This is a genomic window from Nitrososphaera sp. (genome assembly GCA_039938515.1).
GTDB lineage: Archaea > Thermoproteota > Nitrososphaeria > Nitrososphaerales > Nitrososphaeraceae > Nitrososphaera.
The window spans coordinates 1-12,880 of record JBDUUL010000010.1 but is presented as its reverse complement, the minus strand read 5'-3'; the positions used below and the strand labels follow the sequence as shown (position 1 = coordinate 12,880).

The window sequence follows — 12,880 nt, the reverse complement described above, 5'->3', positions numbered from 1 at the left end:
AAAAAAGGGGTTTAAAAGCTTTGTAGCTGCTTTTCGGGGCGGATTTCCGGAGGCATTATCTCAAGTGGGCCGTCTGCTAGTGCCATTCGCGGTCTTCGTCAGAAGGAACCAGCCAGTCAACGACACTGTCAAGCTCCTCGCAGTCTATCGTAACGCGGATAGGGCCCAGAGGTGATTCCTGGTCGTCTTCAATTATCACGGCAATGCCGGCCGTTGCGGCCTGCTTGTTGAGCAGAAACCAGGTGCTCTGACCCGCCCTGTTGTCGACGAGCATCCTGCGGAGCACTCCCATCGCTGACCTCGACCTGACCTGCTCGTAAATGTTTGCAAGTGACTCGAGGCCCGTTGCCCTTCCAACGACCCTGCTACCATAGCGAAATTCCGGCGAGCACCTACCAACCACGTTTGTTATCGCGCCAATTACTTTTTGCGAGTCTTCGGAAGGGTTGACAGTCGCCTCGACCTTTACTTCGACTGGCGACACTATTGCAGGCTTTTTCATGACTTTTCCGCCTCTGAAAGCCACTCGTCCACTATCTCGCACGCACGCTTCTTTAGCTGCTCAAGCGTCAGCTCGTTATTTGACAGCGATTCGTCCGCAAGTGCGATTGCCTCGCTGATGCCGACCGAAAGCTCGCGCTGATCCCTTCCCGCAAACTCGGAGGCAGTCGCAGGGGCATCCGAGCGGCCTCTCACACGAAGGTGCTGGAAGCGGATGTCCTGCGATGCGTGGATAGCAAGCAGCCTGACAAGGCCGGCTCTTCTCAGCACCTCCACTTCGGCGACGCTCCTCACGCCGTCAATGACGATGTTGCGGCCAGACCTGCCGGGCGCCGCTTCTTCAAGCCTTTTTAGAATCAGGTTCGCCACGGCACCCTGACCATACTTTTCTCGCAGCTGCAGCATCAGTCTTCCGAGGTTGGCATCGGTAGGTTCAAGGCCCTGCGACCTTGCCTCGTCACGGACCGCGTCGCCCATTGTAAGACTTTCAAAGCCCTTTTCCTTAAGGAACGTCGCGACCGTTGACTTGCCTGCTCCGGGCATCCCCGTAAGGCAGACAATCAGCCTCCTGCCCAAGGTTATGCAATCAGGGCTCCGGTAGAGTGCCGAAATGACAAGCCTATTCCGCAGACAAATCCCAGTAGTTGGCGTCTTTGAACTCTTCCCTTGGCTTGCCAAGGGACTTCCATTCCTTGAATGATTTTGGATACAGCTTGACGTTGTTGTAGCCTGCAAGCTTCAGGGCATAATATGCGAGCCCCGAGAGCGTGCCCACGCTTCCGCAGTAGGTGATAATCTCCGACTGCCCAGAAATTCCGCGGTTTTCCATGAACCGCTTCAGTTCGTCCGGATTGCGCAGAATGCTGCCGTCGGATCCGAGCATTGTATAGGGTATGTTCCTTGCGCCGGGGATGTGCTCCGTCAAAAAGTTCAGCCTTTCCCTGGAATCCACGACTACCTTGTCGTTCTGAGATTTGGCCGACTCGACGTACGGCGCGTCCGCATAAATCGACTTGTTGAGCTTTAGCCCGTGGATGGTCCGCGCAAATGTGCGTGGCTGCTTTTCAGTCTCCAGGCCAAGCTCTTTCCACTTGCTAAAAGTCATTTCAAGAAGCGCGGTATTCTCGTGTCCGACGTACTGGAAGGTCCAGGCTACTCGGGCCGCAAGCGCGCCAAAGGTATCGTCATAAACCACGACGGGCATTGATTCCGTGACTCCAATTTCGCGCAGGATTTCCACTGTTTTTTCTGGAGTGTCGTTCTCCAAGACCCGGGCAAGCGGCAGCGACACTGCGGTCGAGATGTGTCCCTTTGCGTAATCCTCCGCCTTTCGCACGTCAACTACGCGGACGGCTTTTTTTCTAATGAGCGATCTCAGGGTGTCTGCGTCGCAGATAATCGGAAGCCTGGCGACCTGCTCCTTGCGATCTTTTTTTGCCAGCGGTTCTGTTCTTGCCCTGCTCTTTGCCCTAGCAGTGCTCAAGCAGCGCATTCTCCTCTGGCAGTCTTGGCGCTGAACCTCGAGTCGCTACCATAGTCGCGGTACGCATCCGGGTCCTGCTCCGGCGTTGGGAGCTGCGTAACCTGGGCTAGCGCGGCCTTCATTTCTTCCAGGTTCCTGACCGTCGCGTTTGAGCCGGAGGCCGTGCCCTTTGCAAGGCTGCTTACCCATTCGCGAAGCGTCTGGCTCTCAGAGGATCGCTCCTTTCGGTAGATTTCAATTATCTTGAGAATTGTGTCTATGACACGCTTGGCAGGAACCCTCATGACTGCCTTGCCCAGCTCGCCTCCGCTGCCTCCAAAGAGCATCGTGTACGTGGGCGTCATGGAATTGTTTGTCCTGGTTGCGCCGCCGAAAAACCCGATTGTTGCAATTTCGTGCTGGCCACACGAGTTCGGACATCCGCTTACCTTGATGGTAGAGTCGCGAAGGGAGTCGTCCGTGTCGAGCCCAAGCTCCAGGAACCTGCGCTGCACTTCCTTTGCAAGCCTATGGGAGTTTGTTATCGCGAGGTTGCAAGACGTGGTGCCGGAGCAGCCTACGGCAGATGCGATGGTGAGTGCACCGGGGTTAGCAAGCCCGGCCGACGAGAGCTTCTCGTACATGTCGCGAAGCTCAGTACCCCTGACGTACCTGAGCGCAAAGTTCTGCTGTGGGGTGTTGCGGGCGGACCCTTCCACTGAATATTCGCGTATTACCGAGGCAAGGACCCTGAGCTGGCTTGCGGTAATGTCCCCGGCGCCCAGGGTTATGAACACAGTAAAGTAGTCCTGCTGTTTTTGAGGAACCACGTTTGAGTGCAGCCACCTCTCGTAGGCTGGACTTTCCTTGTTCACCTGCTCGTTTAGCATTGGAAGTCTTGCCATCAGGGGCGCCTTTGGGAGCTGCCTTGTGTCCTCCTCTGCCTTTACGTCAAACATCCGTGCAGTCGACGTAGCGGTGGTCATTTCCACGACCGCCCTTTCCTTGAGCGCCATTTTCTGAAATACTTCCCAGCCCATCTCATGCACCAGGTAGCGCATGCGGTTTCGGGCCATGTTCTCCCGGTTTCCGTGCCTGTCAAAGAGCCTCACGGTTGCCATGCAGGTTGCGAGAAGCTTGTCTTCGGGGGTAAAGTCCTCAAGCAGGTGTCCGATAAATGACGCAGCGCCCAGGCCGCCCCCTAGATATGTCTTGAAGCCCCTTTCTACTACGGTGTTGCCATCCTCGTCCTTCTTCTCCCTTGTAGCCGGGACAAGTCCGATGTCTGCGATCCGCTCAAGGCCGTGCTTGTCGCAGCACGAAAAGTTGATCTTGAACTTGCGGGGCAGGTTCTGGCTCATCGGGTTTCTCAAAAAGAACCGGGCAATCGCCTTGGAGTAGGGCGTAGAGTCGAATGCCTCGTCCTGGCACACGCCCGCAAAGTGGCTGCACATGACGTTTCTGACAGTGTTGCCACATGCCTCACGGGTTGTGAGCCCGACTTCGACTAGGCCCCTCATGACCTCGCTTACGTCTTCTAACTGGACCCAGTGCAGCTGGATGTTCTGCCGCGTCGAGACGTGGGCAGAGCCTATCGAAAAGGCCTCAGAGAGGGAGGCTATCTTTTCCACCTGCTCAGGCGTCATTTCGCCGCCTGGGACCTTGATTCTTATCATGCTGTAATCCATGTGAAGGCGCGAGCCGTAAGCGCCATGCTGAAGCCTGAAACGTCTGAAATCGTCGCTTGAGAGCTTACCCTGTCTGAAAAGCTTGACACGTTTTGCAAAAACCTCGGTTTCCTCCTCCCTTCCCCATCTAGGGTTAGCCTTTGGAGCGGAGACGCCCTTTTGGGTTGCGCGGCCACGACTGGCGGACTTTCTCATTATATGAAGGAAAAGGGTCAATTCAAATCATATATTTTTTGTGGAATTATCCATTTCTACCGCAAAATATGATGTCGGCGGCAAGAAAAGGATGGGCCTAGAGGACCACAGAGAGCGAGCCCTCATGCACGCTAAATTCAGCAGGGAGGATGCCCGCCGGCTCGCCGTCGATAGTGACAGTCACGTCCCGCTCTTTCGAGCGTACCAACGCGTCCTTGCCCTGCAGGTAAATGATGTCGCCTTCGTTACGGTAATCGCCCGACTTCATTTTTACGAGCTCGTCGAGTATCTTGAAGCTTCCCGAATCCTTGAGAACCACAAGGTCAAAGAGGCCGTCGTAAACATCCGCCAGCGGCGCGGCCTTGAATCCCCCGCCCAGGTACTTGCCGTTTGCAACTATTCCCAGAGTCATTTTGGCCAGCAATCTTTCCCTTCCATTGTCCAGGTCTATATCGCACAGGTTGCTCTCGTAGCTTGGGACGGTCGCCACAGCTGCCGTAATGGTGGAAATTAGCCTGCTGTTTAATGTACCCCGGACTTTTTTTGACCTGTCCACAAGTTCCCCGGCGATCCCCATTTCCGCTGCGTTAAGGAATATTCTGGCGGGATTCAATTCTCCCGACGAGGGATTTGTCGCAGACACGGCAACAACATCTATCTTTGTTGGCTTGCCGTGCACAAAGCAGCCAAAGCATTCCAGAAGGTCGGAATTTAGGCCAAGGGACCTGGCCAGAACATTTCTTGTGCCGCTTGGAACCACTCCCATCGCGGCGTCGGGGTTTATCGGCTTGAGCTTGTCCGAACTGTTTCTAATGCCAACCTGCTCTTCGAAAAAGCCGTTTGCAACCTCGTTGATGGTGCCATCGCCTCCGATTGGGATTATGCGCTTTACGCCCTGTCGGATGAGGTTTCTCGTAATCGTCGTGCCGTCCCCGGGCTTGGCGGTGAACGCAAAGTCGACTTCTGAGCCGAGAATCTTTCTGATTTCGGAAAATAGCGTGTCCCAGTTCTTGCCGGTCTTGCCACTCGCTGAATTCGGATTTACAACAAGAACAACCTCGGCAGGCTCCTTTCGATTTTCTGACTTACCTTTAGGAAAGGAAAATTGCTGCACTATAGCTTGACTGGCATAATTTCGCTCATAAGGGCAGCCGAATACCACACCTGATAATATTCCTAGTATATAGGATGGGCATGCGGAATTTCAGGGCAGGCAACACAAGCTTAAAATCACCTTCTGGAAGGTCAATTTCTGAAAACTAAATGGGTAAGAGGACGCTGGTTCGCCGACGCGGCCATGCAGGTAAACAGTTTCGCGCTATTATAGTTGGCAAGATAGCACCGGCCAAGTATCCGAATTTCAAACTTGAAGAGCATCACTCCGGTACCGTGCTTGACATTGTTCATGAACGAGGCCGCGACGCGCCGCTGGCCAAGGTTCGCTTTGATGACGGCAAGTACTCTTACGTGCCGGCACCAGAGGGCACTGTCGTTGGAAAGACCATAGAGGTCGGGGCCGGCGCCAAAGCCACGGCGGGCAACATACTTTTGCTCGAATCAATTCCCGACGGCACGATGGTCTGCAACATCGAAAAGAACGCCGGCGATGGCGGCAAGCTTACAAAGGCTGCAGGCTCCGGAGCGACCGTGTTTGCTCACGGGACCGAGGGCGTTACGATAAAGTTCCCGTCGGGCAAGTTTTTGGTTCTCAACCAGAAATGCAGGGCGATGGTCGGGATCGTAGCAGGAGGCGGCAGGAAGGAAAAGCCGTTTCTCAAGGCCGGAAACAGAGCAAAATACATGCAGGCCCACGGCAGGCTTTACCCGACGGTAAGGGGTATAGCCCAGGCAGCTGTCTATCACCCCCACGGAGGTGGCAGGCACCAGCACATTGGTCGCCAGTCGTCGGTCGGCAGGACAACTCCTCCGGGCCGCAAGGTAGGCAACATCTCTCCGAGAAAGACTGGCCGCGGAAGAGTCAAAGACCTCAGGCAGAAGAAGGCGTAGGGTTTCAGCCGATCCCCTTGAATTTTTCAAGGGACTTCCAGAGGTACCACGTCGCGATGCTGGAGTACGGCTTCCAGGGTTCCGCTATTTTTCTTGCCACTTCTGGCGTCGGCAGCTCCTCAAGCCCATAATGGATTTTTATCGCTCGCCGGAACCCGAGGTCACCAACAGGCAGCACGTCGGGCCTGCCAAGACAGAATATCAAAAACATTTCAGCCGTCCACCTGCCAATCCCCTTTACGCATGTGAGCTTCTCAATTATTTCCTCGTCTGGAAGCGACGATAGCGAAGCGAGGTCGAGCCGGCCGTCCGAGACATGCGCTGCAAGATCGCATATGTACTCTATTTTTCTTGCAGAAAGACCCGTTGACCTCAGGGCCGAGACATCGGTCGCAAGGATTTGCGCCGGCCGGGGAAATGTGTCTTTGCCGTACAAATTCAAAAAGCGACCAAAAATCGCATCTGCGGCGCTTCCTGCCAGCTGCTGGTAAACTATTGCCCTCACCAGCGACATGAAGGCATCGGGCTCGGACCTTATAGTGCATGCTCCAACCTGGCCGATAATCCGGGCCAGTGCAGGGTCGCAGGCGCAGAGATGGCGCGACGCGGCGATGCCTTCTCTTTCTCGCAGCGAATGGCGAGAGGCACGCGTCTGAGAGCCTGTGCGTGCGGTGCGCGTACCGTTAGCCATACATCTCTTGCTGCCGCATCGCACTGTTCGACTGCTGCTCGCTTCTGAGCTGCCGGAGTGTCTTTTCAGTCACGCCGGCCTCCTGCAAAAGGGCTCCGATGTCGCAGGATGTGCCTGGGACGAGTTTCGTAATCGCCTCCGCAATTGCGGCGCCTGCTCGAAAGTCAGGCGCGTCCTTGAGCACCCTTACGAGAAGCACGATGACGTCGATTTTTCGCCATATGCCTTCGTTTAGAAGGATAGCAGGGATACCGACAACAGACCCGCTGCCCAGCGTCTTGATGCCGGCCTGCTCGAATCTTTTTGCAGCGCGAGGAGTGCTGGCGGTGGCGTATACTTCAGGCGTAGATTCGGCGGACTCTTCTGCAGTCTCGTAAGGTATGCCTGCAGCGCTTATCAAAAGCTCGCAGCCTGCGGCCTGTGCCCAGTGAATCATTGTAGAGGCAACAGGGCGGTATAGCGAAGGGTCGAGGCTAAGCTCCGATACGAAAAAGGCAAGGTTTGACGAATCGTTGGCGTAAATTCTGGCGGGGAAGTTCGGCCGCGAAGCCCGGATGACGGACAGCGGAGGAAACGCAGGGGAGTCAAGCACTCCCACAAGCTCTGTGTTCATGGAATGTATCAGGCACTCAGACGCAATGGCATTTGCCAGGCCTACGCTTGGAAAGCCATCAAGCAGAATCCCGCCGCGGAGCTTTATGTCCCGCAGTTTTCGGATCTCTATCAAAGGGTCCGTCATCGTTTGAAATACCACGTATTCTAGATTAAAAGCTAGCTGGGAGCGCATGCGTCCTGCGTCCCACCAAGCAGGACGTCAAGCACCCTTTCAAAGTTCTCGTCAGTCAGGTCCTTCTTGTAGGCTCTGATGGCGGCAATCGCCTCTTGAGTCCTTGCGTCATCAAGCCTTTTGCTTGCATGGGGCGACATTTTCTTCCTGATAAATTGCCTGCCGCCGACGAAGAGCGCCTGGGCCGCAGCGCTGACGTTCGCGGGCCTTCGGACAGTACTGGAGCTCTCAAAGTCGATTATTACGGGCTCTACATGGTCGGTGCCGGCACTTTGCGTGGGGATTATCACGTGCCGGTCGAGCCGGGATAGCTCGCCATGGTCGATGCCCGCCTTGTCCAGCTTGCGGCACTGCACCAAAATTGACTTTGCTATCCGGCGTGCACTATCGGGCTTGACCGTGCCCTGTGACCATTCCATTATCGTGGAACCCTTCACAAAATCCATGAGCAAAAAATTATCAGTGCAGCCGCGGAGCTGCGGGCCCACACATGCAGCGTTTGCGATGCCGTGCAGGCGCGCCTCGTCATGCATGTTAATCCTGTCGGCGTCGGTGCGACGCACCTTGAGCGCGCAGACGGCGCTTTCAGGTCCAGACTGCACTACCGCCATGACAACGAGGCCGACGCATCCCTTGCCACAGACCCTGAATCTCCCTATCGAAGTCCTGCCGCCGGAAACCAGCGACCTGACGCCCAGGGATTTCAGCTCTGAGATTCTGCCTGAAATGTCAGAGGCATCATGTCCTGGGTACGCCAGTATAGGCTTGCACAGGGGAGACGAAATGTCAATCTCCGAAAAGGAGTCTCTCGATAGTTGTGAGCCTTCCGATTGCATTTTGGACAACTGGCGATAGGCGTGATCGCTCGCTACCACTATAAATTCGGAACTTGCGCTCAGAGTCAAACAGTTCCCGCGGGACTCCTGCACTCTCGGGAGTCGCAAGCAGAGAATTTACGAATTTCCGGGCGTCAGTCGCCTTTCTGTCAGAGAGGACGGCAAGCCGCATGTCCCTGTCTGCCCATAAAAGGTACGGACGCTTTTTCTTGCTCGTCCGAAGTGCGCTGTCGATAAAGCGCTCTGAATCAGACTTTCGAAATACCTCCGGCCCCTTCCTTTTGACCTTCTGCGGGAGCTCGAGCGATTCAAGAAGGAACACAAAAGCGGCGGAGCTATTCTCGTCGGTTGTGCAGTCGTATCTGACGACTGAAAAGCCTGCAATTTCTAGCTGCTTTGCAACCGCGTTTGCACCTCTTTTCAATTGTCCCCAGACAATGTCTGGTGGGCGCTTCTTGTGAGAAAACTCGACCACGAGTACAGAGCTGTACAGTCCGGCCGGATCCCTGCTCGCCCCTGGCGGGTCTTTTCCAGAAAAAAAATGTGCCGATGGCTTGGCAAGAAACGACCTGGCCGCAAGGACAAACTTGGCGACACTCTCTGGGGAAATGGCGGTTCCGAGGTTTCTCCGCGGGTCAACAGGGTCGATTACGATAAGCGGTCCGGGGAATCCCTTTACGATGTCGGTGTCAAAATCCTCTATCGCGACGACGTGCAGGTCCTGCATTTCCGCGGCCATTTCAAGCACTTCCTTAAAGGCGTGGTACCGCAAGACGAGCACCTCGCATACATAACCGCTAAAGCCGGACGTAGAGATTTCTGCACCGTAAATGCCGACGGTCTTGAGGAAGCGCTTCAGGAGCCTCACCTCTGAGCGCATTTTGTCGTCAAAACGCTCGTTAACGTATCTTGTGTGAAAGACGGACCGGTCAGCCGCGCTCTGCCAGCCTCCCTTTCCCACGTTATAGCAGGGCACGACGTTTACCCTGACACCGCTGATTGCCGCCTCTACGTAGGGGTGGTCGGAGTAGCGGAGTACAGGCTCATGGTCCCGCAGGGCGGAAAGGCCTATTTCCTTGCCGGTCTTCTCAAACTTTTCAACAGGTACCGACCGATTGAATTTCACAAAGATATCGACATCAGCACCCCCGTGAAGCCAGGTTCCCTTTGCATATGAGCCTCCGGGCTCCACATCCTCGACTTCAGCCAGGCCGCTGACTGTCTGTTTCACAAGCGTCAGTGCCCTGTCGGCGACGCGGGCAATTTTGGCCGACTCTGCCGGCGTCGGTTCGCACAGCCTTGCGGCGGACTGGATTACGCGGTCGATATCAGCCAAGTTCTCGGTCACATCGCAGCTGACGAACCTACGGTATAAACGTTAGAATAGACCGGGCCGGCAGGCCTCAATTCGCTCCTTTTCAAATGCAGGCTGTGGACAATCTGGTTTGGACCCTCCAGAGACAGAGAGTGGAATTTCGCCAGGACATCCCTGGCTTTCAGCGGGCGGTCCCTTGCCCTAAAAAGGGTGAGATGGGCAGAAAAGGGCTTGTCCTGCTGGAATCCAAGTCCGCGCATCTTTGCCGCCACCTCGGCGGCCAGCGCATCCAGGCGTCTCTCTGCCTGCGGATCGACACCAACCCAGATTACCCTTGCTGTTTCGGGCCTCGGAAACGCTCCGACTCCAGTGTATGAAACAGGAAAGGATTCAAAGCGGATTTCCGAGAGTGCCTTTGAGATGTTTGCCACATCGGCTTCGGTTATTTCGCCAAGAAAAATCAGGGTAAAATGAAAGTTCGCCGGCTCCACTGCCTTGACATCTGCTGCCGTCCAGCCGGATTCCGTCAGCAGCTGGCGCTGAAGTGAGGCAAGCTCGGTGGCCGCCACCGCGTCCACGGCGATAAAGGCGCGCACAACAGCGACAGCTTGCCTGTTATTTATCTACTTTTTACCGAGGCTACATGTCATGCGCGATTTTTTGGTGCTCGCCCAGTTTATCCAGGCTATCGAACATTTCGCTGCAAATGTCGCAGGTGAGCGGGTTGAGGTTCGGGTCGTTATAGTCAAGTCCGGGTTCTCCTTGGTCCATGCAACAGGACGGTCGAAAAAGCATAAATCAATTTGAGAGAAAGTTTTCATGAGTTTGTCCCGCGCAATTAGCCCCCTGCGTACTTGCGCATAAAATAGTAATAGTCGGGCCGCCAATGTAGTTACGGGCTTATGGCCAAGGCGGACAATTTCGCCATAGAGCATGGCAAGGCGGAGGAGGTCGTGCAGTGGATAAACGAGTATGCGAAGCGCAACAACCAAAAGTTCGAAGCGGAACTTGCCGATTACCACATCCAGACGATCAGGTTTGGCAAGTTCCAGGTAATGGCGTGGAAGGGCGACTGGTCTGTTGCCAGGACGATTATGAAAAAGGCGAGTTTCAAGACAAAATCCAAGGTGATCGAAGCAGGATTTCACGAGCAGCGTGACTTGATTTCTGCATTCTTTGGCGGAGGGGTGGAATATGCCAAGGTCTACTCAGCTGGCAAGGTCGTGGGCCAGCTGGAGCTTGAGTCGAGGTCCGGGAAATGGCACGCAAAGGCCGAGGCCCAGGTCTGAGCGCGCTTGGGACATCATCTCGCTTTCTTTTTGTTCTTCAGATAGATTTCGCGCATCTCGCTCATCCACTCCGACTTCCTTTTGTAAAGCTCTTTTTGCCTTCTAGGCCTGCACTCGCTCAGGGCATATGAACACAGGAGTGGAAAGTACACCGACGAGTCGCCGTAGACTATGACGTTATCCTTGTGTGAGGTCTTGATCTTGCCCCAGCTTTTGCCTTCCTGAAGGGTGGCCCCCGACAGCCCGCCGGTGTCCGGCCGTGCGTCAGTCAGCTGTATGATATAGTCCTGCCCGCCTTCCTTGAGTTTTAGGATTTGGTAAAGCGCGGGACCGGTCTGCTGGAAAAAGTTCTTGGGAACCCCGCCCCCAAGTTCCAGTCCGCCCGAGCGCTCGCTCTTCCAGAGAATTGCGGCAGACTCGGCTACGTCGAGTATCACATTTGGGAGCACCCCTGTTCCTTCAAAAAGCAGTGGAAGCATGTTGAGGCCTATCGACGAGTCGCTAATCGCTGGGCTGTAGATTGGAACATTGCACTCGTACGCCTTGACCACGAAGGACTTGTCAGGGTACCTGGAGTTTTCCTTTGCAGCCTTGCCGAGGTAGTAGGCGATGTCCGCCGTGGATATGTTTGCAGGAAGCTGGCTTTCGTACCTCTTGATCTCCTGCTGCACTATCAGGTCCTGCGCCTGAAGGGTGCCTAGCTCCTTGATGTAGACGTCGTAAATCCTGACAATCTGCTTGGCATAAAGCGTGTCGTCGTCAACGTCAAAGTGCCCCTGCCTTACGGGCAGGTCATATGCAAAGTGGAGATCGTGGTAAATGTTAGCGCCCGTCGACACTATCCAGTCGACAAAGCCGGCCTCTATCATTGCAGATATTGTCTTGCCAAGGCCGATTGGAGTCATTGCTCCGGCAAGGGTAAGACACACAGTGGAATTTGTGTCGATCATTTCTTTTAGAGTGTAGGCAGCTTCTGCCAGACGCCTCGCGTTATATCCGGTGGAACCATAGAACCCGATTAGCTGCGACACCGTCATGTCAGGGATAATGGAGGGCGGGTCGATCTTTTTCCCCGTAAACGAGTGCTTGCTGTCCACCGCCGTTTTAAAAACGCGCCTCCCTTTAAAGGCTGCAGGTTCAGACGGGTTCTTTTCATCCGGCGTAGCATCAAGAAGACGCGCTACCTCCTCTTTCTTATCGTCCAAATCTCGGAAAATGAAGAGGCAACCAGTAAATACGCCATGAACATTCAGGGTACGTGACCGGGTTCAGTACCAAAAGCCTGAGGCGACGGGCCCCATTGTTGGCAGTTGCCGTTGCCTCCCTTGCCATGTCTTCATACGTTCTTGCCAGCTCCATATCTATTGCCAAAACGGCTTCCGGCATGGGCGCAAATCCCGGCTCATGCGAAAATATTTACCTCACACGGTTCACCTCTATGACCATCAATAACGGGACAATGACCTTTGACCCGATTGCAAACCCCGGGCTGTCCTTCAGGGCAGAGAACAACGCGGGCTATACCATAAGTTACACGCTGCATGCTGCAAACCAGAGCCTGTCAGGCAACACTCAGAATGGCAGCGCGTTTTTGACGACGACAGCCCTTGGCAGGTTTAACCACGACGAGTGCGTTCCCGGCTTTGGCCCTAACGCAGACAAGAACGCGAGCCTTGCGATTCCAAGCGCAGGATTTAGCGGACTCGATTCCTCAGACAGCGCCCAAGCAGTGCTATGGAGCACTTGGAGGAATCCGGCCGCACCTATCACTTACAACGTGGTCTGGTACTCAGGCGCGTCTAACCAGTCAGCCTCGGGGTCTAATCCTGGCCTGTCAAACGTCACGGCCACCGGATTAGCCAGCCAGGGCGTCACCGGCAGCAATCAGGCCCTAAATGCAACGCATGTCGCGGTCGCAACGTCGTCCAGCCCTCTGGTCCAGCAGGGCACCATAGCCAGTAACTCTACCGGCTTTGCAACCGTCCTTGCACCAACCGACTCTGTCTATACCGGCACCATCAGCTATGCTGCAGGAAGCTCTGCCGAGCTGTACGTACTTCATGCATACGGCATCAGCAGCAGCCAGAACGTAAGCAGCCAGTTCAGCGC

The 12,880-nt window shown here is 55.1% G+C and carries 15 protein-coding genes; 3 read left to right on the top strand and 12 right to left on the bottom strand.

The features are described 5' to 3' along the window. Positions 1-76 precede the first annotated feature (76 nt). The 5 genes from ABI361_05120 to ABI361_05100 all read right to left on the bottom strand — a co-directional run bounded on the left by ABI361_05120 (position 77) and on the right by ABI361_05100 (position 4,960). Positions 77-502, bottom strand: coding sequence for an RNA-binding domain-containing protein (locus ABI361_05120; GenBank protein ID MEO9320035.1), 426 nt, complete (start codon positions 500-502; stop codon positions 77-79). Beyond that, a complete protein-coding gene (locus ABI361_05115; protein ID MEO9320034.1) occupies positions 499-1,077 on the bottom strand; it encodes an AAA family ATPase in 579 nt (192 codons plus the stop codon). The genes ABI361_05120 and ABI361_05115 overlap by 4 nt, the downstream gene beginning before the upstream one ends. Positions 1,078-1,120: 43 nt before the next feature. Further along, a complete protein-coding gene (locus ABI361_05110) occupies positions 1,121-1,942 on the bottom strand; it encodes a rhodanese-like domain-containing protein (GenBank protein ID MEO9320033.1) in 822 nt (273 codons plus the stop codon). A 38-nt stretch (positions 1,943-1,980) separates the two neighbouring features. Next, the gene (locus tag ABI361_05105; GenBank protein MEO9320032.1) at positions 1,981-3,846 is read right to left on the bottom strand and encodes a nitrite/sulfite reductase; all 1,866 of its coding nucleotides are present in this window, start codon (positions 3,844-3,846) and stop codon (positions 1,981-1,983) included. A gap of 97 nt (positions 3,847-3,943) precedes the next feature. Beyond that, a complete protein-coding gene (locus tag ABI361_05100; GenBank protein ID MEO9320031.1) occupies positions 3,944-4,960 on the bottom strand; it encodes a YegS/Rv2252/BmrU family lipid kinase in 1,017 nt (338 codons plus the stop codon). A 149-nt stretch (positions 4,961-5,109) separates the two neighbouring features. Here ABI361_05100 and ABI361_05095 point away from each other — a divergent pair, with 149 nt between their 5' ends. After that, entirely contained in the window at positions 5,110-5,853 is a 744-nt protein-coding gene (locus ABI361_05095) for a 50S ribosomal protein L2 (protein ID MEO9320030.1), read from the top strand. Between the two features lie 4 nt (positions 5,854-5,857). Here ABI361_05095 and ABI361_05090 read toward each other — a convergent pair whose 3' ends face one another. Genes ABI361_05090 through ABI361_05065 form a run of 6 tightly spaced genes read right to left on the bottom strand, consistent with a single transcriptional unit; the run spans position 5,858 to position 10,253 of the window. Then, on the bottom strand, positions 5,858-6,544 hold the full coding sequence (locus ABI361_05090; GenBank protein ID MEO9320029.1) for a DNA-3-methyladenine glycosylase: 687 nt from the start codon (positions 6,542-6,544) through the stop codon (positions 5,858-5,860). Next, positions 6,537-7,283, bottom strand: a complete 747-nt coding sequence (locus tag ABI361_05085) for a PAC2 family protein (protein MEO9320028.1) — start codon at positions 7,281-7,283, stop codon at positions 6,537-6,539. Before ABI361_05085 ends, ABI361_05090 begins: the two co-directional genes overlap by 8 nt. Positions 7,284-7,315: 32 nt before the next feature. Then, a complete protein-coding gene (locus ABI361_05080) occupies positions 7,316-8,176 on the bottom strand; it encodes a serine/threonine protein kinase (protein MEO9320027.1) in 861 nt (286 codons plus the stop codon). Then, positions 8,118-9,503, bottom strand: coding sequence for a CCA tRNA nucleotidyltransferase (cca, locus tag ABI361_05075; GenBank protein MEO9320026.1), 1,386 nt, complete (start codon positions 9,501-9,503; stop codon positions 8,118-8,120). The genes ABI361_05080 and cca overlap by 59 nt, the downstream gene beginning before the upstream one ends. An 8-nt stretch (positions 9,504-9,511) precedes the next feature. Then, positions 9,512-10,078, bottom strand: coding sequence for an RNA 2',3'-cyclic phosphodiesterase (gene thpR / locus ABI361_05070; GenBank protein ID MEO9320025.1), 567 nt, complete (start codon positions 10,076-10,078; stop codon positions 9,512-9,514). A 43-nt stretch (positions 10,079-10,121) separates the two neighbouring features. Next, on the bottom strand, positions 10,122-10,253 hold the full coding sequence (locus tag ABI361_05065) for a hypothetical protein (GenBank protein MEO9320024.1): 132 nt from the start codon (positions 10,251-10,253) through the stop codon (positions 10,122-10,124). Between the two features lie 131 nt (positions 10,254-10,384). Between ABI361_05065 and ABI361_05060 the strand changes: the two genes are divergently transcribed. Continuing rightward, a complete protein-coding gene (locus tag ABI361_05060; GenBank protein MEO9320023.1) occupies positions 10,385-10,771 on the top strand; it encodes a hypothetical protein in 387 nt (128 codons plus the stop codon). A 14-nt stretch (positions 10,772-10,785) separates the two neighbouring features. Here the strand turns inward: ABI361_05060 and speY are convergent, their stop codons facing one another. Further along, complete coding sequence (gene speY / locus ABI361_05055; GenBank protein ID MEO9320022.1) at positions 10,786-11,976, bottom strand: deoxyhypusine synthase; 1,191 nt, start codon at positions 11,974-11,976, stop codon at positions 10,786-10,788. 98 nt (positions 11,977-12,074) lie between these two features. Between speY and ABI361_05050 the strand changes: the two genes are divergently transcribed. Then, positions 12,075-12,880: hypothetical protein (locus ABI361_05050; protein MEO9320021.1), on the top strand; the 806-nt coding region annotated here is incomplete at its 3' end.